General features: G+C 69.6%; 20 protein-coding genes. 9 read left to right on the top strand and 11 right to left on the bottom strand.

Going from position 1 to position 19,586, the window contains the following annotated elements; translation table 11 throughout:
• Nucleotides 1-144: 144 nt before the first annotated feature.
• The 4 genes from JOF40_RS20420 to fabG form a co-directional block, all read right to left on the bottom strand.
• Nucleotides 145-426 carry a helix-turn-helix domain-containing protein gene (locus JOF40_RS20420; RefSeq protein WP_129182888.1) on the bottom strand — a complete coding sequence of 94 codons (282 nt, stop codon included), beginning with the start codon at nt 424-426 and terminating at the stop codon, nt 145-147.
• A 499-nt stretch (nt 427-925) separates the two neighbouring features.
• Nucleotides 926-1,543 carry a TetR family transcriptional regulator gene (locus JOF40_RS19350; RefSeq protein WP_246152820.1) on the bottom strand — a complete coding sequence of 206 codons (618 nt, stop codon included), beginning with the start codon at nt 1,541-1,543 and terminating at the stop codon, nt 926-928.
• Nucleotides 1,544-1,553: 10 nt separating this feature from the next.
• Nucleotides 1,554-2,573, bottom strand: a complete 1,020-nt coding sequence (locus tag JOF40_RS19345) for a phosphotransferase family protein (protein WP_129182884.1) — start codon at nt 2,571-2,573, stop codon at nt 1,554-1,556.
• Between the two features lie 6 nt (nt 2,574-2,579).
• Nucleotides 2,580-3,335, bottom strand: a complete 756-nt coding sequence (gene fabG / locus JOF40_RS19340) for a 3-oxoacyl-ACP reductase FabG (RefSeq protein ID WP_129182882.1) — start codon at nt 3,333-3,335, stop codon at nt 2,580-2,582.
• 169 nt (nt 3,336-3,504) lie between these two features.
• Between fabG and JOF40_RS19335 the strand changes: the two genes are divergently transcribed.
• Genes JOF40_RS19335 through JOF40_RS19825 form a run of 3 tightly spaced genes read left to right on the top strand, consistent with a single transcriptional unit; the run spans nt 3,505 to nt 6,022 of the window.
• On the top strand, nt 3,505-5,028 hold the full coding sequence (locus JOF40_RS19335) for an acyl-CoA carboxylase subunit beta (RefSeq protein WP_246152821.1): 1,524 nt from the start codon (nt 3,505-3,507) through the stop codon (nt 5,026-5,028).
• A complete protein-coding gene (locus JOF40_RS19330; RefSeq protein ID WP_129182881.1) occupies nt 5,028-5,255 on the top strand; it encodes a biotin/lipoyl-binding carrier protein in 228 nt (75 codons plus the stop codon). The genes JOF40_RS19335 and JOF40_RS19330 overlap by 1 nt, the downstream gene beginning before the upstream one ends.
• A 47-nt stretch (nt 5,256-5,302) precedes the next feature.
• The gene (locus tag JOF40_RS19825; RefSeq protein ID WP_129182879.1) at nt 5,303-6,022 is read left to right on the top strand and encodes a thioesterase family protein; all 720 of its coding nucleotides are present in this window, start codon (nt 5,303-5,305) and stop codon (nt 6,020-6,022) included.
• Between the two features lie 128 nt (nt 6,023-6,150).
• Here JOF40_RS19825 and JOF40_RS19320 read toward each other — a convergent pair whose 3' ends face one another.
• A complete protein-coding gene (locus JOF40_RS19320; RefSeq protein WP_129182877.1) occupies nt 6,151-6,546 on the bottom strand; it encodes a globin in 396 nt (131 codons plus the stop codon).
• A complete protein-coding gene (locus JOF40_RS19315; protein WP_129182875.1) occupies nt 6,543-7,466 on the bottom strand; it encodes a mechanosensitive ion channel family protein in 924 nt (307 codons plus the stop codon). Before JOF40_RS19315 ends, JOF40_RS19320 begins: the two co-directional genes overlap by 4 nt.
• Nucleotides 7,467-7,498: 32 nt before the next feature.
• On the opposite strand from JOF40_RS19315, the gene JOF40_RS19310 reads away from it, so the two are divergent.
• A complete protein-coding gene (locus tag JOF40_RS19310) occupies nt 7,499-7,783 on the top strand; it encodes a hypothetical protein (protein ID WP_129182873.1) in 285 nt (94 codons plus the stop codon).
• A gap of 92 nt (nt 7,784-7,875) precedes the next feature.
• Here JOF40_RS19310 and JOF40_RS19305 read toward each other — a convergent pair whose 3' ends face one another.
• Nucleotides 7,876-8,631, bottom strand: a complete 756-nt coding sequence (locus JOF40_RS19305) for an SDR family NAD(P)-dependent oxidoreductase (protein WP_129182871.1) — start codon at nt 8,629-8,631, stop codon at nt 7,876-7,878.
• A gap of 41 nt (nt 8,632-8,672) precedes the next feature.
• Nucleotides 8,673-9,815, bottom strand: coding sequence for an acyl-CoA dehydrogenase family protein (locus JOF40_RS19300; protein WP_129182869.1), 1,143 nt, complete (start codon nt 9,813-9,815; stop codon nt 8,673-8,675).
• A gap of 63 nt (nt 9,816-9,878) precedes the next feature.
• Between JOF40_RS19300 and JOF40_RS19295 the strand changes: the two genes are divergently transcribed.
• Both JOF40_RS19295 and JOF40_RS19290 read left to right on the top strand, forming a co-directional pair.
• Nucleotides 9,879-10,454 (top strand): TetR/AcrR family transcriptional regulator, encoded by a 576-nt coding sequence (locus tag JOF40_RS19295; protein ID WP_129182866.1) that lies wholly within the window; start codon nt 9,879-9,881, stop codon nt 10,452-10,454.
• A 27-nt stretch (nt 10,455-10,481) separates the two neighbouring features.
• Entirely contained in the window at nt 10,482-11,456 is a 975-nt protein-coding gene (locus JOF40_RS19290) for an NAD(P)H-dependent flavin oxidoreductase (RefSeq protein ID WP_129182864.1), read from the top strand.
• 166 nt (nt 11,457-11,622) lie between these two features.
• Here the strand turns inward: JOF40_RS19290 and JOF40_RS19285 are convergent, their stop codons facing one another.
• Together JOF40_RS19285 and folP are read right to left on the bottom strand one after the other, a co-directional pair.
• Nucleotides 11,623-12,570: a glucosyl-3-phosphoglycerate synthase gene (locus JOF40_RS19285; RefSeq protein ID WP_129182862.1), complete on the bottom strand. Its 948-nt coding sequence runs from the start codon at nt 12,568-12,570 to the stop codon at nt 11,623-11,625.
• A complete protein-coding gene (folP, locus tag JOF40_RS19280; RefSeq protein WP_129182860.1) occupies nt 12,563-13,432 on the bottom strand; it encodes a dihydropteroate synthase in 870 nt (289 codons plus the stop codon). Before folP ends, JOF40_RS19285 begins: the two co-directional genes overlap by 8 nt.
• 330 nt (nt 13,433-13,762) lie before the next feature.
• On the opposite strand from folP, the gene JOF40_RS19275 reads away from it, so the two are divergent.
• Nucleotides 13,763-15,163 carry a lipase family protein gene (locus tag JOF40_RS19275; protein WP_246152822.1) on the top strand — a complete coding sequence of 467 codons (1,401 nt, stop codon included), beginning with the start codon at nt 13,763-13,765 and terminating at the stop codon, nt 15,161-15,163.
• A 54-nt stretch (nt 15,164-15,217) separates the two neighbouring features.
• Here JOF40_RS19275 and pepN read toward each other — a convergent pair whose 3' ends face one another.
• A complete protein-coding gene (pepN, locus tag JOF40_RS19270; RefSeq protein ID WP_129182858.1) occupies nt 15,218-17,737 on the bottom strand; it encodes an aminopeptidase N in 2,520 nt (839 codons plus the stop codon).
• 73 nt (nt 17,738-17,810) lie between these two features.
• Here pepN and JOF40_RS19265 point away from each other — a divergent pair, with 73 nt between their 5' ends.
• Complete coding sequence (locus JOF40_RS19265; protein ID WP_129182856.1) at nt 17,811-18,962, top strand: glutamate--cysteine ligase; 1,152 nt, start codon at nt 17,811-17,813, stop codon at nt 18,960-18,962.
• Nucleotides 18,959-19,570: a mycothiol-dependent nitroreductase Rv2466c family protein gene (locus JOF40_RS19260; protein WP_129182854.1), complete on the top strand. Its 612-nt coding sequence runs from the start codon at nt 18,959-18,961 to the stop codon at nt 19,568-19,570. Before JOF40_RS19265 ends, JOF40_RS19260 begins: the two co-directional genes overlap by 4 nt.
• The last annotated feature ends 16 nt before the right edge of the window (nt 19,571-19,586 follow it).

Here is a 19,586-nt window from a genome sequence, read left to right as displayed (position 1 = left end):
CAGGCCTAGTCGGAGAGGTCGCTCACCGTGCTCGTGATAGGTGGTCGCTGACTGGACCGCTCACAGAACTTGTTGGAGTTTGCGCACAAACCTTGCGTCGAAAGGCGAAGTAGGCGCGTGCATCGTCCGAGACCTGTCGCATCGTCAGTTGGCACAACAGGACTGTCCGGGTGGCCTGCGCACCACATGCTCCGACTTGAGGACGTTCAGCACGGTCGCTTTGGATAGTCCGACCTCTGATGCCACTGCGCGGCTGCTCACCCCACGTTCGTACAGCTCGACGATCCTCCGTCGGTCCTTCTCGGTGATTCGCCGCCGACCGGCCCGAGGTTTCGCTTTGCTGGGATCCCGGCGGGCGGGGGAGCCGAGCGCCGGAAGATTGTTCGGATTGGCTGAACTCAGGACTAGCGGAGTTGGTCCGAACATGTGCTCTTTGAGCTAGTGCCCTCGAACCTGGACGCCACCTTGGTGTAGTAGCCGGAGAATACTGGGTGCCGAGATGTCGAACTGGGCCGCAAGTTGGCGGGAGTCCTGGCCCGCCTGGTATCCCTCGATGATCGCTCGTATCTGGCCGGGGGACATGCGTCGCGCCAGGTTGCGCGGTCTGGCGCGCCCCGACTGCCGGGGCTCGGTGGGTAGCTCGTACGCAAGGACCTTCGCCCAGGCGGAAGTTAGGTGTGCCTGCTTCGAATAGGTTTCCGCAAGCTCCACGAATGAGGAATGCCCCGTACCGACCCCGTTCTTGGGTCGGAACGGGGCATTCCTCATTCATCGAAGGCTCCGTGAATTGAGTCGGGCCCCGTCAACACGACGGCCCCCCGCGGCGAAGCCGCCACCGGCCGTCGTCCCGCAAGGGATCCCCGCAGCTCCAGCAAGGGATCCCCGCAGCTCCAGCAAGGCATCCCCGCAGCACCGAGGCCCACCCTCAGCCGTGCTCCGCACTGAGCAGGTACGACGCCAGCAGTCGCTTGAGCTCGATGATCGACTCGCTGTGCTCCTGGCTGTCGCGGATCGAGAAGTTGAGCATCGAGTAGACGACGTGCACGAGCACCTCGGCCATGATGGTGCGGCGCTCGCGGGGCGTGCCGGGGGTCAGGGGGGCCAGCGCCCGGGCGACCTCGGCGGCGAGCTCGCGCTCGGTCACGGCGGCCGTGGCCCGGGTCGCGGGCGTCGACTGCACCGCGAGCCACACGGCGCGCCGCGACGGATCGCCGGCCCAGAGGGCAGCCATGTGGTCGACGAGGCGGTCGAGGAACTTGAGCCAGTCGAGCGTCGGGATGGCGTCGGCGAACGACCGCAGCTCGAGGCGGACGGCGACGGCGTCGACGCGATCGAGCTCGCACACGATGACGTACTTGTTCTGGAAGAACTGGTAGAGCGTCCCGATCGGCAGCCCGGCACGGCTGGCGACCTCTTCGCACGTGAACGACTCGAAGCCGACGTCGAGCAGCAGCTGGCGGGACACCAGCAGCAGGTGGTCGAACTTCTTGTGGCTCCGCTCCTGCGTCGGGCGGCGCCGGGGTTCGAGGATCTCGGCCGTCACGCGCGCCACCCTAGCGTGAAGCGGCGAGACCTGCCTCGATCAGCGGACCGATCGCGTCGCCGATGCCGTCGAAGCCGGCTCCGACGGTCTGGCCCTGCGAGTGCCTGAAATGGATGCCCTCGAGGATCACCGCGAGCTTGAAGAACGCGAGCGACACGTGCCAGCCGATGTCGCTGACGTCGCGGCCCGAGCCGGCGGCGTATCGATCGAGGACGGCCTGGCGGTCGAGGTATCCCGGCGCGTTCGAGGCATCCGTGACGAGGGCGCCCGACGAGGGCGTGATGTCGGCGAGCGCCTGGTAGGCGAGCATCAGCGCGACATCGGTCAGGGGGTCGCCGAGCGTGCTCATCTCCCAGTCGAGGACCGCCGTGATGCGGTCGTCCTGCACCAACGCGTTGTCGAGGCGGTAGTCGCCGTGGACGATCGTCCCCTCGCCGCCCTCGGGGATCGCGGAGTCGAGCCGGCGGACCAGCTCGTCCATGCCCGGCAGGTCGCGGCTGGTGGACGCGACGAGCTGCTTCTTCCACCGCGAGACCTGGCGTGCCAGGTAGCCGTCGGGGCGACCGAACTCGCCCAGCCCGACGGCGCGGTAGTCGACGGCATGGAGGTCGACGAGGGCGTCGACGAGGCGCTCGCTGATGAGTCGCGTCCGCCCGGCCCCGAGCGGGGCGAGCTGGGACGCCCGGCTGTAAGCCGTCCCCTCGACCTTGTCCATGACGTAGAACGGGGCGCCGATGACGTCGACGTCCTCGCACAGGGCGACCATGCGAGGCACGGGCACGGTCGTGGAGGTCAGCGCCGCCATGACGCGGTGCTCGCGCGCCATGTCGTGCGCCGTCGCGAGCACGTGACCCAGGGGAGGACGTCGCACGACGTACTCGTGCACCCCGTCGGTGACGAGGTACGTGAGGTTCGACTTGCCGCCCGTGATGAGCGAGGCCTCGAACGGACCGGCGACGCTGCCCGGAACCTGCTCGGCGAGCCAGCCGGCGACGGCGGCGGTGTCCAGCCCCTGGGGGTCAGTGCTCATGACAGGTCAGTCCTTCGGTCCGCCGGCGACGTAGATGACCTGGCCGGAGACGAAGCCTGCGCCCTCGCTCACGAGGAACGACGCCGTGTGGGCGATGTCCTCGGGCTGGCCGACGCGCTGCACGGGGATCTGCTCGGCGCTGTACTTGATGAAGTCGTCGAAGGGCACCTTCATGCGCTCGGCGGTCGCTGCCGTCATGTCGGTCTGGATGAAGCCCGGCGCGATCGCGTTGGCGGTGACGCCGAACTTGCCGAGCTCGATCGCGAGGGTCTTGGTGAAGCCCTGCAGGCCGGCCTTGGCGGCGGAGTAGTTGGCCTGCCCGCGGTTGCCCAGGGCGGACGTGCTGGAGAGGTTGACGATGCGTCCGTAGCCGGCCTCGGTCATGTGCTTCTGGCTGTACTTCGTCATGAGGAACGAGCCGCGCAGGTGCACGTTCATGACGATGTCCCAGTCGTCGGAGGTCATCTTGAACAGCAGGTTGTCGCGCAGGACGCCGGCGTTGTTGACCAGCACGGTGGGTGCGCCGAGCTCGGCGGCGATGCGGTCGATCGCGGCCTTGACCTGCTCCTCGTTGCTGACGTCGGCGCCGACCGCGAGGGCCTTGCCGCCGGCAGTGGTGATGGCGTCGACGGTCGTGGCGCAGGCGGACTCGTCGAGGTCGACGACGGCGACCTGGAAGCCGTCGGCGGCGAGGCGCTGGGCGACGGCCGAGCCGATGCCACGGGCTGCTCCGGTGACGATCGCGGTGCGGATTTCGGTCACGGTGTTCTCCTCAGGGGCCAGGGTGCTAAGCGCTTGCTTAGTCACGACTCCAGCACGGTAGCGCACGTGGTGCCGGCTGCGCGAGAGGGCGATGTCGACACGGATCGAAAGATGAGGGGTTCCTCATCTTTGTGTATAGTTGAGGGAAACCTCATGTTTAGGAGTCGATGTGTCAGAGCTCGATCGTTCGGTGGTCGCAGATGCCACGTCGGCCGACCAGGCGGGACCGCCCGACCAGCGCGTCGTGCTGGCCGAGCGCCGCACCAGCCGATTCGCCCGTGTCGAGCCCAAGGGCAAGCGCGTCTACACCGCTCGTGAACGTGCCGAGATGCTGGTCGACGAGGGCTCGTTCGTCGAGATGACGCCGATGCGCTCGGCGTCGCCCGGCGCGGGCAGCGGCGTCGTCTCCGGCTGGGGGACGACCGACGGTCACTCGGTCGTGGTCGTGTCGCACGACGCGGCCGTCGCCTCCGGTGCCATCGGTGCCGTGATGGCCGAGGCCATCCAGAAGGCCCAGCGCTTCGCGATCGACAAGGGCTACCCGATCGTCTACATCAACGACTCGGGCGGTGCCCGCATCCACGACGGCATCTTCGCGCTGCACGGCTGCGGCGGCATCTTCGCGCTCAACATCGAGGCGCAGAGCCGTATCCCGCAGATCTCGCTGATCCTCGGCCCCTGCGCCGGTGCCGCCGCGTACTCGCCGGCGCTCACCGACTGGACGATCATGGTCAAGGAGCAGGGACAGATGTTCCTGACCGGCCCCGACATCGTCAAGGCCGCGACCGGCGAGGACGCCTCCGCCGAGGACATCGGTGGCTCGGCGCTGCACACCAAGGTCAGCGGCGTCGCGCACCTCGAGGTCGACAGCGAGGAGGAGGCGTTCCACGCGACCCGCTTGCTGCTGTCGTTCCTGCCGACGCACAAGGGTGGCACGCAGAAGCGCCACGACGCGGTGCCGGCCAACCCGCACTCGGTCGCGGCGCTGCCGGGCCTCGTCCCCGAGAAGTCGAGCATCGTGTTCGACATGAACAAGCTGCTGGACGGCGTGCTCGACAACGGCGCACGTCTCGAGCTGATGCCCGAGCACGCCCCCAGCATCCTGACCCTCTTCGCCCGCATCGACGGCCACGCCGTCGGCGTCCTGGCCAACCAGCCCAACGCACGCGGCGGCATCCTCGACTCGAAGGCATCGGTCAAGGCCGCCCGCTTCGTCGAGTTCTGCGGGCGGTTCGACCTGCCCGTCCTCACGTTCGTCGACGTGCCCGGCTTCCTGCCCGGGACCGTCGAGGAGGGGCGAGGCGTCATCACGCATGGCGCCAAGCTCCTCAAGGCGTACGTCGACACCAAGAGCCCCAAGCTCACGGTCGTCGTCCGCAAGTCGTACGGCGGTGCCTACATCGCGATGGGCTCGGCCTCGCTCGGTGCGCACGCCAACTGGGCGTGGGCCAACTCCGAGATCGCCGTGATGGGTCCCGGCGGCGCCGTCGCGCTGCTGCACCGTCGCGCGCTCAAGGAGGCCGAGGAGCCGACGGTCCTGCGCGACGAGCTCGCGGCTGTCTACCGCGAGGAGGTCGCCCGGCCGTACCTCGCCGCCGAGGCTGGCATCGTCGACGACGTGATCCTGCCCGAGGAGACCCGCGACCGCATGATCGCCGCGCTCCGCATGCTGACCCACGGACAGGGGTCCTGATGCACCTCGCGCGCGCAGAGATCGTCTCGAACGTCTGGAAGATCGTCGTCCGCGAGGGCGACCAGGTGGGGGTCGGCGACGTCCTCGCCGTCCTGGAGTCGATGAAGATGGAGATCCCGCTGGTCGCGCAGGTGGGCGGACACGTCAGCAAGGTGCTCGTCTCCCTCGGCCAGATCGTCCAGGAGGGCGACCCCGTCATCGAGATCGACGAGACCGCCAGCGCCTGACACCGCCGGCAGCCGGGTGTTGCCGAGCCTCTGGCATCATCGGCGGGATGCACGAACATGCGTTCCCGATGCGCTGGGCCGACCTCGACTCGCTCAACCACGTCAACAACGTCGTCTACCTCGACTACGCCGCCGAGGCGCGGGCGATCCTGGTGGACGACGGGGTGATCGCCGCTGACGACACGATCTCGACCGTCTCGATCCGGTTCGTCAGGCCCCTGCTGCTGGGCAGCAGGGACGTCGTCGTGCGCTCGGAGCTGACCGATGGTGTCCTGACGCAGCAGATCACCGCCGACGGCGTGGCGCCCGTCTTCGCCGTCGTGACGGTCGAGTACGTCGACGCCGATCTGCCGAGCCGCGTCGTGCCGGGCGGCGAGCTGCCGGTGCTCCCCGTCCGCGTCCGCCGCAGCGACCTCGATGCGGCTGGTGCCGTGCGGCCCGCCAAGCTGTTCGAGCTGTTGCAGGAGGTGCGGGTGCTCAACATCTCGAGACGGCTCGACACCATCGCAGCCGGGAGCGTCGTCGTCGGCACGGCCAGCGTCACCCACGTGCGTCCGATCACCTGGCGTGCCGAGCCGTACGAGGCGACTGTCTGGGTGAGCCGGGTCGGTCGCGGATCGTTCGACCTGCACTGCCAGATCTCGGACGGTGCCACGCTGCTCGCCGACTCCTCGACGGCGATGGTCGGCTTCGATCCGCACACCCAGTCGTCCAGGCCTCTCGGCGAGGCCGAGCGCGCCCAGCTCGAGGCGCTCGTCCCGAGCTGACCGCTCAGGACGCCGTGTTCACCATGCTGGCCTGTTGCTTCATGGCCGAACACGGCTTCGCTCCGCTCAGGACGCCGTGTTCACCATGCTGGCCTGTTGCTTCATGGCCGAACACGGCTTCGCTCCGCTCAGGACGCCGTGTTCACCATGAAGGTGGCGGCGTGCTGGGCGTAGGCCCAGAACTGGGCGTCGTGCTCGGGGGTGAGGGCGGCGCGGTCGAGGCCGTCGCGGAAGTGCGCGAGCCAGCGGTCGCGGGCCTCCGCCGTGACCTCGAACGGGGCGTGCCGCATGCGCAGCCGGGGATGACCGCGCTGCTCTGAGTACGTCGTCGGACCGCCCCAGTACTGCTCGAGGAACATCCGGAACCGCTCGTTGGCCGGGCCGAGGTCCTCCTCGGGATACATCGGCCGGAGCAGCTCGTCGGTCGCGACGCCGTCGTAGAACGTGTCGACGATCAACTTGATCGTGTCGTGCCCGCCGATCGCCTCGTAGAAGGTCTGCTCGGCCGCCGGCTGCTCGGTCATCCCTGCTCCTGGTGGATCGTGGCGACGGGGAAGGTCGTCGGCATCTTGATGCCGGCCCGGTCGAACTCGGCCTTGATGCGTTGACGCATCGCCCGGGCGACGAGCCACTGCTGGGCCGGCGCGGTCTTGAGGACGACCCGAACGACGACACCATCCTTGTCGAAGCGCTCGACGCCCCACACCTCGGGGGCCTCGATGATGACGTCGTGGAACTGCTCGTTCTCGTACGTCGTGGTGGCGACGTCCTGCAGGATGCGCTGCACCTGGTCGAGGTCGGCGTCGTACGAGACCGTCACGTCGAGCACCGTCCGTGCCCAGTTCTGGCTCTGGTTGCCGACGCGCAGGATCTCGCCGTTGCGGACGTACCAGACCGTGCCGTTGACGTCGCGCAGCCGGGTGACCCGCAGGCTCACGGCCTCGACCGTGCCGGTGGCCTCGCCGAGGTCGACGGTGTCGCCGACGCCGTACTGGTCCTCCAGGATCATGAAGATGCCCGACAGGAAGTCCTTGACCAGGTTTTGCGCGCCGAAGCCCAGCGCCACGCCGACGATGCCGGCGCTCGCGATGATCGGGGCGATGTCGATGCTGAGCTTCGACAGCACCATGACGATGACGACCGCGAGGATCAGGCCGGTCGAGACGCTCTTGAGCAGCGATCCCATGGTCTCGGTGCGCTGCTGACGCCGGGCGTGGTTGGCCGGCTTCAGTGTGTCGAGGAACTCCCCGGCGCGGCTGTCGGCGATGAATCCAGGCATGTTGCCCGTCGCCGCGCGGCCGACCAGACGGTCGACGGCACGGTTGATGAACCAGCGGAGCGCCAGGCCCAGGACGATGATGAGGGCGATGCCGCCGGGCGTGGCGACGAACCAGTCGTAGGCCTTGCCCTCCGGCAGCTTCCAGTTGATGTCGAGGTGAGGCATCTCCCCAGCCTACGGGTGGATACGATGGAGTCATGAAGACTCCTGCTCGCGTGCTCGGACTCGTGCTCGCCACCGTCGTGACGTTCATCGCCGGCTCGGGCGCGGCCTTCGCAGACGCCCCCGTGGGCGGGGCCTGGCCGGAGGGCCAGGGACGCAGCGTCCTCGACACGATCATCCTGTTCGGTGGCGGCACGGCCGGACTGTTCGTCCTCGTGGCCCTGTTCGGCCTGCTGACCGCCCGTAACAACTACGTGCCGCCGTCGCCCAGCACCGAGCTCGAGACCACCTCGCACGACAACAGCCCCGCGCACCACTGATCGTCCAGCCCGGACGATCTCGCTGGGCCTGACGTTCGCGCAGACACGCCGGCGGCGTGTCTGCTGATTCGTCAGGCCCAGCGGGGAATGGTCTAGCGGGGAGCCATCCGCAGCGCGCCGTCCATGCGGATCGTCTCGCCGTTGAGGTAGTCGTGGTCGACGATCATGGCCACGAGCTTGGCGTACTCGGCCGGCTCGCAGAGCCGCTGCGGGAACGGGACGCCCGCGGCCAGTCCTGCCCGGAACTCCTCGCTGACGGTCGCCAGCATCGGCGTGTTGACGATGCCCGGCGCGATCGTGCACACGCGGATACCGTGCTGGGCGAGGTCGCGCGCCGCGGGCAGGGTCATGCCGACGATGCCGCCCTTCGACGAGGCGTAGGCGACCTGACCGATCTGGCCGTCGTAGGCGGCGATCGAGGCGGTGTTGACGATGACCCCGCGCTGGCCGTTCTCGTCGGCCTCGGTCCGCGCGATCGCCTCGGCGGCGAGCGCCAGCACCGTGAAGCTGCCGACCAGGTTGATGTGGACGATCTTGGCGTAGAGGGCGAGATCGTGGACGCCCTTGCGGCCGAGGATGCGGGCGGACGGCCCGATGCCGGCGCAGTTGACCACGGTGCGCAGCGGAAGCGTCTCGGACGCCGTCGCGACCGCGGCACGCACCTGCTGCTCGTCGGTCACGTCGGCGGCGAGGTAGGTGACGCCGTCGACGGCTGGGGCCTGGTCGATCGAGCCCTGCAGGTCGATCGCGTAGACGCTGGCACCCAGCGAGGCGAGGTGGGCGGCGGTCGCGGCACCGAGGCCGGATGCGCCTCCCGTGACGATCGCGGCGGTGTCGTTGAGCTGCATGGTTCTCCTTGTGTGGGTGTCAGATGGGTGCTGGGTGGGTGTCAGCGCGCGAGGTTGCGGCTGATGACGAGTCGCTGGATCTGGTTGGTGCCCTCGAAGATCTGCATGACCTTGGCCTCGCGCATGAAGCGCTCGACCGGGAAGTCCTTGGTGTAGCCGGCCCCGCCGAGCACCTGCACGGCGTCGGTCGTGACCTTCATGGCGTTGTCGGTGCAGACGAGCTTGGCGATCGAGGCCTGGCGCGCGTAGGGCCGGCCGGCGTCCTTGAGCCTCGCTGCGGCGAGGTAGGTCGCTCGGGCCGACTCGACGGCAGCCGACATGTCGGCCAGGACGAAGGCGAGGCCCTGGTGGTCGATGACGGGCTTGCCGAACGCCTCGCGCTCCTTGGCGTAGGCGAGGGCGACGTCGAGGGCCTCCTGGGCCAGACCGGTCGCGACGGCGGCGATGCCGAGCCGTCCCGCGTCGAGGCCTGCCAGCGCGATCGACAGTCCCTGGCCCTCGGCCCCGAGACGCCGGGACGCCGGGACGCGGACGCCGTCGAACAGCATCGTGGCCGTCGTCGAGCTCATCAGGCCCATCTTCTGCTCGGGGTTGTCGGCCGTCAGGCCCGGTGTGTCCGCCGGGACGAGGAAGCACGAGATGCCGCGCCCGCCGTCGTCGCTGGTCCGCGCCATGACCTTGTAGAAGTCGGCCTTGCCGCCGTGCGTCGTCCAGGCCTTGGCGCCGTCGATGACGTACTCGTCGCCGTCGCGGACGGCACGGGTGCGCATCGCGGCCGGATCGGAGCCGGCGTGCGCCTCCGAGAGGCAGTACGCGCCGAGCTGGCTGCCCGACAGCATCTCGGGCAGCCAGGCGGCGCGCTGCTCGTCGCTGCCTGCCGTGAACAGGCCGAAGCACGACAGCGCGTGCACGCTGACCCCCACGCCGACGCTGGCCGACGCCGAGGCGATCTCCTCGAGGGCCTGCAGGTAGACCTCGTACGACTGCCCGCCGCCGCCCACCTCCTCGGGGTAGGGCAGGCTCAGCAGCCCCGCGCGGCCCAGCGTGCGGAACACGTCCCGCGGGAACTCGGCGCGTGCATCGAGGTCGGCGATGACGGGTCGCAGCTCCTTGGCGACGATGTCGCGCGTGAGCTCGATGAGGTCGTGTGACTCCTCGGTGGGCATGAGTCGTTGGGCCGGCATGGGTCCTCCTGGTCGCGTGTACTTGTCACTGTACTGCAGGCTCCGTTCTGGTACAGTCGCCGCATGGTGCAGCGCGTCGAGATGAGCGGACGGACCGCTGCCCTGCGCGACGGCATCATCGACATCGTGCTGGCCGAGGGATTCCTCGACCTCCAGCTGTCCGACCTCGCCGCCCGGCTCAACTGCTCCAAGTCGACGCTCTACGGCATCGCACCCAGCAAGGAGCAGCTGCTGACGTCAATCGTCCGCACGTTCTTCCGCCGCGCGACCGAGCGGGTCGAGGCGGCGGTCGACCCGAGCGCTCCGGCCGTCGACCGCATCGGGGCCTACCTCAACGCCGTCGCGGTCGAGCTCGCTCCCGCCTCGCCGCAATTCTTCGCCGACCTGGAGCGCTTCGCCCCGGCCGGCGACATCTACCGGCAGAACACGCAGATCGCGGCCACCCGTGTGCAGGAGCTGGTGCTCGAGGCCGCTCCGGGCATCGACCCGCAGTTCCTCGGCACCGTGGCGCGGCTCATGATGGAGTCGATCCACCGCGGCGACGTGTCGCGCGCGACGGGCCTCGACGACTCGGCGGCATACCGTGCGCTCGCTGACCTGATACTCGCCGGTGTCTCCGGCGGTCACACCGGCGACTGACCACCGCACGATGAAGGGAACATCCAGATGATCAGCACGACGTTCACCGAGCAGTTCGGCGTCGACCACCCCATCCTGTGCGGCGGCATGACGGGCCTCGGCACCGCCGACCTGATCGCGCCGGTCGCCAACGCCGGTGCCCTGGGCTTCCTCACTGCGCTGACCCAGCCGACCCCCGAGGCGCTGTCGAAGGAGATCGCCCGCACCCGCGACCTGACCGACAAGCCGTTCGGGGTCAACCTCACGATCCTGCCCACGATCGACCCCGTCCCCTACGACGAGTACCGCGCCGCGATCATCGAGGCCGGCATCACGGTCGTCGAGACCGCCGGCTCGAGCCCCGAGCCGCACCTGCCCGACTTCCACGGCGCCGGCGTCAAGGTCATCCACAAGGCCACCAGCGTCCGCCACGCCCTGTCGGCCGAGCGCAAGGGCGTCGACGCGATCAGCATCGACGGCTTCGAGTGCGCCGGCCACCCCGGCGAGGACGACGTCCCCGGCCTGATCCTGATCCCCGCCGCCGTGCGCCAGCTGTCGATCCCCGTCATCGCCTCGGGCGGCATCGCGTCGGGCCAGGGGCTCGCCGCGGCACTCGCCCTCGGCGCGGTCGCGGTCAACATGGGCACCCGGTTCATGGCCACGACCGAGGCCCCCATCCACGACAACGTCAAGCAGCAGATCGTCGCCAACGACGAGCGCTCCACCGTCCTCGTGTTCCGCCAGTTCCACAACACCGCCCGCGTCGTCCGCAACACGATCTCCGAGCGGATCGTCGAGATCTCCCAGCGCGACGGTGCCACGTTCGACGACATCGCCGAGCTGGCGTCGGGCATGCGGGGCCGCAAGAACGTCCTCGCCGAGGGAGCGATGGAGGACGGCATGTGGTGGGCCGGCCAGACGCAGGGCCTCATCCACGACATCGGCACGGTCCAGCAGGTCATCGACCAGGTCATCGCCGACGCCGAGGAGATCATCGGACGGCTGCCGACGCTGGTGCGCTGAGCCGGTTTCTCGGTTCGGTGGTTCCCAGGTTCGCCCCGGAAGTTTTCCGGGTGGACCCTGATTACTGGCACCTCGCCCCGGATGTATCAGGGGTCCGGCGTCGGCTTTCCAGGTGCACCCCGGAACCGGCGGACGGGCCGCGCAGATTCCGGGGTGCGCCTGGGAATCAGCGACGGTGGGACAGCACCTGGTCCATCGGGGGACGCTGCACCGTCGTCGTGGTGCGCTCGACCAGCTGCATCGTCTCGCCCTCGCGGCGGAACAGCGTGGCGGTGCTCTCGACCTCGTCGGGGCCGCCGGGATCGGCGCGCAGGTCGAACGCGGCGCGCACGTGCTGCGTCATGGCGCTGAGCGCCGCGAGGTCCTGGTGGCGGTGCAGGCGCAGGCCCAGATCGACCTGCGCCATCGCCGACAGGCCGTGGTCGCGCAGCACGTCGATCATGAGACCGATGTCGACGCCGTAGTCGGACACGAACGGGACGGCCCGCAGCGCCTCGGCGCGGAAGGCGCACTCACCGGCGAGGGGCTGGACGAAGCCCGACAGGGCCGGTGACCGCTCGAGGATGAGCGGTCGGGCGACGAGCTCGGTGACCCGGCCGCCACCCGACGAGCGCGCCGCGCCGGTCGACCACGGACGGTCGTAGAACGCCTTGACGAACACGAGGCCGTCGTCGGTCAGCAGCGGTCCGAGCAGGCCCACGACGAAGTCGGCCGTGAACTCCTGCACGTCGGCGTCGAGGTAGATGCCGATGTCGCCCGTCATGACGGCGAGCGCCTTCCACATCGCCTCGCCCTTGCCCGTGCGGCTGCCGACCTCGGGCACGATCTCGTCGACGTGGAAGACCTTGGCCCCTGCGGCCCGGGCGACGTCGGACGTCGCGTCGGTGGAGTGCGAGTCGATCACGATGATCTCGTCGACGAGCGGCACGCGCTCGACCAGCTGGGTGCGCAGCGTCGTGACGATGGCCCCCACCGTCGCCTCCTCGTCGCGGGCGGGGATCAGGACGCTGATCCGCCGGTCGCCCTTCAGTGGGACGAGGGCGGCTGCGTCGAACTGCTGCGCGCGGTGCGTGTGCGTGTCGAACCAGCCCCGCACGTCGGAGGTCTCAGGCAAGGCCGCGCACCACCCTCGCGGGAGCGCGGTCGCCGCGGATGCTGGCGGTCATCTCGAGCACCCGGCGGGTCGCCTCGACGTCGTGGGACCGGAACACCGCGGCACCCGCTGCTGCCGCGACGGTCGTGGCCGCGAGCGTCCCCTCGTGCCGCTGGTCGACGGGCAGGCCCAGGGTCTCGCCGATGAAGTCCTTGTTGGACAGGGCCATCAGGACGGGCCACCCCGTGTCGACCAGCTCGTCGACGCGGCGCAGCAGCTCGAGGCCGTGCCACGTGTTCTTGCCGAAGTCGTGCGTGGGGTCGATCAGGATGCCGGCGCGGGGGACGCCGCGCGCCACGAGGTCGTCCGCCGCCCTGGTCGTCTGGTCGATGACGTCTCGCACGACGTCGGCGTAGTGCACGCGGTGGGGGCGGGTGCGGGGGACGGCGCCGCCGGTGTGCGAGCACACGTAGCCGCAGCCGAACTCCGCCGCGACGTCGCCGAGCGCACGGTCGCTGCCGGCCCACGTGTCGTTGATGATGTCGGCGCCGGCCTCGGCGCAGTGCCGTCCGACCTCGGCCCGCCACGTGTCGATGCTGAGCACGGCATCGGGGAACTCGGCGCGGATCGCGGCCACGAACGGCACGGTCCGCCGGATCTCCTCGGCGACGTCGACGTCGTCGCCGGGCCCCGCCTTGACGCCTCCCACGTCGATGATGTCGGCACCGGCTGCGATGGCCGCCCGCACGGCCTCGTGCGCGGCGCTGTCGGTGAACGTGGCACCCCGGTCGTAGAACGAGTCGGGCGTGCGGTTGACGATCGCCATGACGAGTGCCCGGTCGCGCTGCACGCGTCGCCCACGGAACGTCAGGTCGATCGTCATCGAGCACCTTCCAGAGGGATGGGCGCGAAGCGCGCCGTGTCGATTCTCCTACGGCCGTGGTCAGTCCGCCGGGCAGGGCGGGGTGCTGGCGCCGGCACGCCGGATGTCGGGCCCGGCCGGGTCTTGCCGCGCGGTCGTGGAAGTGACTAGGATCATGTTACCGATAGGTAACAACTGATCGCCATCATCGATCGGTCGTCACCGGGTGCCGAGGAGGGTCGGCACCCACCGCCCAGCACCGCGTGCCCCATCTCCGCGCCGCGCCTGCCGGTCGGATCCCCGACTGCGCGCATCGAGTGCGCAGCCGGCCACGTCGACGAGGGAGCACCAGTGAACATCAGCTCGATCCAGCAGGACGCGGCGTCCGGGCCTGCCAGGGGCAGCCGCCCGATCAGGCGGCTCGGTGCCGTGGCCGCGTGCATCGCCGTCGCGGTGACCGCGTCCATCTCGTCCGCGGGCACCGCCGTGGCCGATGACGGCACCGCGACCGTCTCGCGGGGCGTCGCAGTGCCGGCGTTCTACGACCCGCCGCAGAGCCTGCCGGCGACCAACGGAGCCCTGGTGCGTACCGAGCCGATGCGACTGGGGATCAGCCTCCCGGGCCTGGCCGGACCACTGCCGGGCACGGCCACCCGTGTCATGTTCAGGTCGACCGACGCCAACGGCGCACCCGTTGCCGTGACGGGTGCCTACATCGAACCGGCCGCCCGCTGGAGCGGCCCCGGTCCGCGCCCCCTCGTCGTCCAGGCGTCCGGCACGATGGGTCAGGGCGACCAGTGCGCCCCGTCGCTGGCGCTGGAGAACCCGCTGTCGCTCAACCTGCGAGACAGCACGATCTCGGCGTCCGTGGGCTACGAGAACATCGCGACCTACCGCCTGCTGTCGCAGGGCATCGCGGTCATGGCGACCGACTACGTGGGCCTCGGCACGACCGACCGGCTGCACACGTACGTGAGCCGCCTCGACCAGGGACACGCCGTCCTCGACGCCGTGCGTGCCGCTCGCGCGGTGCCGGGCGCCTCGGTGTCGCCGACCTCGAAGGTCGGCCTGTACGGCTACAGCCAGGGCGGCGGGGCCGCTGCCTCGGCGGCCGAGCTGGCCCCGACGTACGCCCCCGAGCTGACCATCGCGGGGGCCTACGTCGGTGCCCCGCCGGCCGACCTCCTGAAGGTCATCGACGGCATCGACGGGAGCGCCCTGGCAGTCGCCCTGGGGTGGACGATCAACGGGATGGCCGAGACCCGGCCGAGCATCAAGCCCGCCCTCGACAAGTACCTCAACGCCAAGGGGCAGGCGATGCTGAAGGGTGCCGCGACGCAGTGCGTGGGCGACGGCATCCTCGCGTACGCCTTCACCCGCACGACGTCGTTGACCAAGCTCGGCATCTCGCTGTCGCAGGTGCTCGATCGCGAGCCCGCGCTGAAGCAGATCGTGCAGGAACAGCGCATCGGCCTGTCGAAGCCGACCACCCCGGTGCGCATCGCGACCGGCATCTCCGACGACACGGTGCCGCACGGGCAGGTGCGGCAGCTGGCCGTCGACTGGTGCCGGGCAGGTGCCGCCGTGACCTACGAGCCGATCCTGATCCCGGACCTCGGCCAGAAGGTCGTGCTGACCAACCACTTCATCCCGTTGATCACCGACCAGACCGCGGCGATCTCGTGGATCCGGGCGCGGCTCGACGGTCGACCGGCGACGTCCAACTGCGCCGCTCTGCCGATCCTGCCCTGAACGACCGAAGGCCACCTCCGCGATCGCGGAGGTGGCCTTCGGCGTCGTGCTGGGTCAGGAGGCGGCCTGGGCGCGCAGTGCGCGCGCGAGATCGTCGCGACCCTCCGAGACGTAGCGCTGGGCGGCCGCATTGGCCGTCGTCGAGGCGAGCCACGCGTCGACCTTGTCGAGCGTGGCCTGCGACGGGTTGGCCAGCGGGAACAGGTAGACCAGCGCGACCTGCCCGATCCAGACGCCCATGTCGTCGACGACCGTGCTGGCCAGCTCGAGGTAGCGGTCGACGTAGGGCTCGAGGATGTCGCCCTGGCCCGAGACCTGGAACGCCCCCGCCGTCGAGCGCCGCGTCTCGTTGGGCGTCGACGGGTCGACGGCAGCGATCTGCCACGCCGCCTCCTTGGCCTCGGTCGAGGGACGGATGGCGCGGGCGGCCGACGCGTTCTCCTGGCCGGAGATCGTGTTGTCGCGCTCGAGCTCTGCCGCGATCTCGGCCTCGTCGGCGTCGCCGATGCGGGCCAGCGCCGTGACGAGCGTCCAGCGCAGATCGGTGTCGAGCGTGAGCCCGTCGAGCTCGCCGGCCAGGATCGACCGCAGCCGGTCGGGGGTAGACGTCGCCGAGGCGAGCGCGCGCACCAGCGCGAGCTGGTGGTCGCTGCCGGGCTCGGCCGCGTCGACCAGGTCGTTCAGTCCGGCCTCCCAGCGCGCCTTGAGCGCCTGACGGGCGTCGGGGGCGGTGTAGAGGTTGACGGCGCTGTTGCCCTGGCGCAGCAGCGAGCTGACTGCCGTGAGGTCGGTCTCGGACCCCACGCCGGCCAGCACGAGGGTCACGAAGTCGGACCCCGACAGCTCGGCGTCGCGCGTCATGTCCCAGGCCGATCCCCAGCTGAGCGCGCGGGGGAGGGACTGCTCGAACGTCGCGATGCTCTCGGTCAGCGTCGTGAACGAGCGCTCGTCGAGGCGGATCTTGGCGTAGGTCAGGTCGTCGTCGTTGAGCAGGATCAGATCGGGCTGGACCTTGCCGACCAGCTCGTCGATCGACGTCGACGCGCCCCGGATGTCGGTCTCGACGCGCTCGGTGCGGACGAGCTTGCCATCGACGCGGTTGTACAGGCCGATCGCGATGCGGTGGCGGCGCAGCGTCGGGTAGGCCTCGATCGCGGTCTGCTCGACCGAGAACGACGTGAAGGCACCTGACGCATCTGTCTCGAAGTCGGCGCGCAGCGTGTTGACGCCGGACGTCTGCAGCCACTCGGCCGCCCAGTCGCCCAACTCACGGCCCGAGGCGGCCTCGAGCTCGACGAGCAGGTCGGACAGCTGCGTGTTGCCGTAGGCGTGCTTGCCGAAGTAGGCCCGCAGACCGGCGAAGAAGTCCTCCTCGCCGACCCAGGCGACGAGCTGCTTGAGCGCCGACGCGCCCTTGGCGTAGGTGATGCCGTCGAAGTTGGCCTCGACCGCGTGCAGGTCGTAGTTGTCGGCGGCGATGGGGTGCGTCGACGGCAGCTGGTCCTGGCGGTAGGCCCAGTTCTTGCGGGCGTTGGTGAAGCTCGTCCAGGCGTCGGTGAAGCGAGTCGCGTTGGTCGAGGCGTGCGACGCCGCGAACTCGGCGAACGACTCGTTGAGCCACAGGTCGTCCCACCACTTCATCGTGACGAGGTCGCCGAACCACATGTGGGCCATCTCGTGCAGGATCGTGTTGGCGCGGCTCTCGTAGGCCGCGACGGTCTGCCGGCTGCGGAAGATCATCTCGTCGCGGAACGTCACCGCGCCGGCGTTCTCCATGGCACCCATGTTGTACTCGGGCACGAACAGCTGGTCGTACTTGCCGAACGGGTAGGCCATCTCGAAGGCGTTCTCGAAGAACTCGAAGCCCTGCTTGGTGATCAGGAAGATGTCGTCGGCGTCGAGGTGCTCACGCACCGACTGGCGGCAGAAGACGCCCAGCGGGATCTCGTCGTACGCGCCGCGGTAGGAGTCGGTGACCGACACGTACTCGCCCGCGACCAGGGCCGTGATGTAGGTCGACATCGTCTTGGTCTCGGCGAAGTGCCAGGTGCTGGTGCCCTCCGCGGCGGCCACGGGCTCGGGGGTGGGGGAGTTCGAGACGACGGCCCAGTGCGACGGCGCGGTCACGTGGAAGACGAACGTCGCCTTGAGGTCGGGCTGCTCGAACGTCGCGAAGACGCGGCGGGCGTCGGGCACCTCGAACTGCGTGTAGAGGTAGACCTTGCCGTCGACGGGGTCGACGAACCGGTGGAGGCCCTCGCCGGAGTGCGAGTAGGGCAGTGTCGCGGCGACGACGAGCTCGTTGCGCTCGGCGAGGCCCGCCAACGCGATGCGGCTGTCGGCGTAGGCAACGGTGTCGACGGCAGACCCGTTGAGCGTGATGGACGAGATGTCACCGTCGACGAGGTCGACGAACGTCGACGACCCCGGGGTGGCCCCGAAGACGATCGTGGTGACCGATCCGAAATGTGTCTCGGAGTCGAGCGTGAGGTCGAGCTGGACGTCGTACGTCTGGGTGGAGACGATCGAGGCGCGCTCGCTGGCTTCTTCGCGGGTGAGATTGGTACCAGGCATGCTCGCCATGCTGTCATGTGCCCACGACACGGGCGAGGCGGGTGACTCCGTCGATCTCGGGCAGGATGGACGCATGACCGCCATCCCGTTCGCGACGTCTGAGCGCTCGACCGTCGGCATCGAGTGGGAGCTGGCCCTGGTCGACTCCGACTCCGGCGACCTGCGTCAGGTGGCCCAGACCGTCCTCGACGCGGTGCAGCCCGAGGGGCTCGAGCAGCACCCTCACATCCGCCAGGAGCTGCTGCTCAACACCGTCGAGGTCGTCTCCGGCGTCTGCAAGACCGTGGGTCAGGCCGGTGCCGACCTGCAGCGGGCGATCGACGAGATCCGCGAGGTCACCGATCCGCTGCGCGTCGAGCTGATGTGCGCGGGCACCCACCCGTTCGCCAACTGGACGCACCAGAAGGTCACCGACAAGGAGCGCTACGCGACGCTGATCGACCGCACCCAGTGGTGGGGGCGGCAGATGCTCATCTACGGCGTCCACGTGCACGTCGGCATCGAGGACCGCGACAAGGTGCTGCCGATCAGCCGCGCGATGCTGGCCTACTACGGCCACCTGCAGGCGCTCAGCGCCTCGTCGCCGTTCTGGGGCGGCAAGGAGACGGGTTATGCGTCCAATCGGGCCCTGATGTTCCAGCAGCTGCCGACAGCGGGACTGCCGTTCCAGTTCGAGCAGTGGAGCCAGCTCGAGGGGTACGTCGACGACATGCTCCACACCGGGGTCATCGACGTCTTCGACGAGATCCGGTGGGACCTGAGGCCGTCGCCCAAGTTCGGCACGCTCGAGGTGCGGGTGTGCGACGGCATCCCGACGATGGCCGAGCTCATGAGCGTCTCGGCGCTGACGCACTGCCTCGTCGAGCACTTCTCGTCCGAGCTCGACGCGGGCCGCGAGCTGCCGACCATCCCGCCGTGGTTCGCGCAGGAGAACAAGTGGCGCTCCGCCCGGTACGGCATGGACGCGATCCTGATCCTCGACAAGGACGGCCACGAGGACCTCATCACGACCGACCTCCACCGCCTGCTCGAGACGCTGGCACCCGTCGCCGAGCGGCTCGGCTGCACCGACGAGCTCGGCGGCATCCACGACATCGTGGCCGGGGGAGCGTCCTACCAGCGGCAGCGCCGGGTCGCGGCGCTCAACGCCGGAGAGCTCGACGCCGTCGTCGGATCGCTCGTGGAGGAAATGCGCGCGGGTCGTCCGGTGTTGCACCCGTCATGACTTCTTCCACCGAGACCGTCGACTTCTGGTTCGACCCCCTGTGCCCGTTCGCCTGGATCACCTCCCGCTGGATGCTCGAGGTCGAGAAGGTGCGCGACGTCAAGACCGAGTTCCACGTCATGAGCCTGTCGGTGCTTAACGACGGGCGCGACCTGCCCGACGAGTACCAGGACATGATGAAGCGCGGTTGGGGACCCGTCCGGCTCGCGATCGCGATCGAGCAGCAGCACGGCCAGCAGGCGCTGCGCGACTACTACACCGCGATCGGCACCAAGCGGCACAACGAGGGGCAGGAGTTCAGCCCCGAGCTCTTCGGCGCGGTGCTCGAGGAGATCGGCCTGCCGGCCGAGCTCGCAGCAGCAGCCGACGACACGTCGCTCGACGACGCCGTGCGCGCCTCGCACCAGGTCGGCATCGACAAGGTCGGCGAGGACGTTGGCACGCCCGTCATCGAGATCGGCGGCATCGCCTTCTTCGGCCCCGTGCTGCAGAGCATCCCCAAGGGCGAGGCGGCCGGGTCGGTCTTCGACGGCGCGCGCCTGCTCGCCGGCTACCCCGACTTCTTCGAGCTCAAGCGCACCCGCAAGGGCGACCTCGACTTCAGCTGAGGACGTCGTGCCCGGC

Source organism: Aeromicrobium fastidiosum, assembly GCF_017876595.1.
Lineage (GTDB): Bacteria > Actinomycetota > Actinomycetes > Propionibacteriales > Nocardioidaceae > Aeromicrobium > Aeromicrobium fastidiosum.
The sequence above is the reverse complement of the archived record's forward strand: the minus strand, read 5'-3'. Positions and strand labels throughout refer to the sequence as shown.

Bases quoted from the DNA above. Each gene is read 5' to 3' on its own strand.
- JOF40_RS19290 (WP_129182864.1), top strand. From the start codon at position 10,482: ATGATCAGCACGACGTTCACCGAGCAGTTCGGCGTCGACCACCCCATC.
- pepN (WP_129182858.1), bottom strand. From the start codon at position 17,737: ATGCCTGGTACCAATCTCACCCGCGAAGAAGCCAGCGAGCGCGCCTCG.
- JOF40_RS19320 (WP_129182877.1), bottom strand. From the start codon at position 6,546: ATGACCGAGCAGCCGGCGGCCGAGCAGACCTTCTACGAGGCGATCGGC.
- JOF40_RS19315 (WP_129182875.1), bottom strand. From the start codon at position 7,466: ATGCCTCACCTCGACATCAACTGGAAGCTGCCGGAGGGCAAGGCCTAC.
- JOF40_RS20420 (WP_129182888.1), bottom strand. From the start codon at position 426: ATGTTCGGACCAACTCCGCTAGTCCTGAGTTCAGCCAATCCGAACAAT.
- JOF40_RS19825 (WP_129182879.1), top strand. From the start codon at position 5,303: ATGCACGAACATGCGTTCCCGATGCGCTGGGCCGACCTCGACTCGCTC.
- JOF40_RS19310 (WP_129182873.1), top strand. From the start codon at position 7,499: ATGAAGACTCCTGCTCGCGTGCTCGGACTCGTGCTCGCCACCGTCGTG.
- JOF40_RS19295 (WP_129182866.1), top strand. From the start codon at position 9,879: ATGGTGCAGCGCGTCGAGATGAGCGGACGGACCGCTGCCCTGCGCGAC.
- JOF40_RS19305 (WP_129182871.1), bottom strand. From the start codon at position 8,631: ATGCAGCTCAACGACACCGCCGCGATCGTCACGGGAGGCGCATCCGGC.
- JOF40_RS19330 (WP_129182881.1), top strand. From the start codon at position 5,028: ATGCACCTCGCGCGCGCAGAGATCGTCTCGAACGTCTGGAAGATCGTC.
- JOF40_RS19260 (WP_129182854.1), top strand. From the start codon at position 18,959: ATGACTTCTTCCACCGAGACCGTCGACTTCTGGTTCGACCCCCTGTGC.
- JOF40_RS19345 (WP_129182884.1), bottom strand. From the start codon at position 2,573: ATGAGCACTGACCCCCAGGGGCTGGACACCGCCGCCGTCGCCGGCTGG.
- JOF40_RS19265 (WP_129182856.1), top strand. From the start codon at position 17,811: ATGACCGCCATCCCGTTCGCGACGTCTGAGCGCTCGACCGTCGGCATC.
- JOF40_RS19300 (WP_129182869.1), bottom strand. From the start codon at position 9,815: ATGCCGGCCCAACGACTCATGCCCACCGAGGAGTCACACGACCTCATC.
- folP (WP_129182860.1), bottom strand. From the start codon at position 13,432: ATGACGATCGACCTGACGTTCCGTGGGCGACGCGTGCAGCGCGACCGG.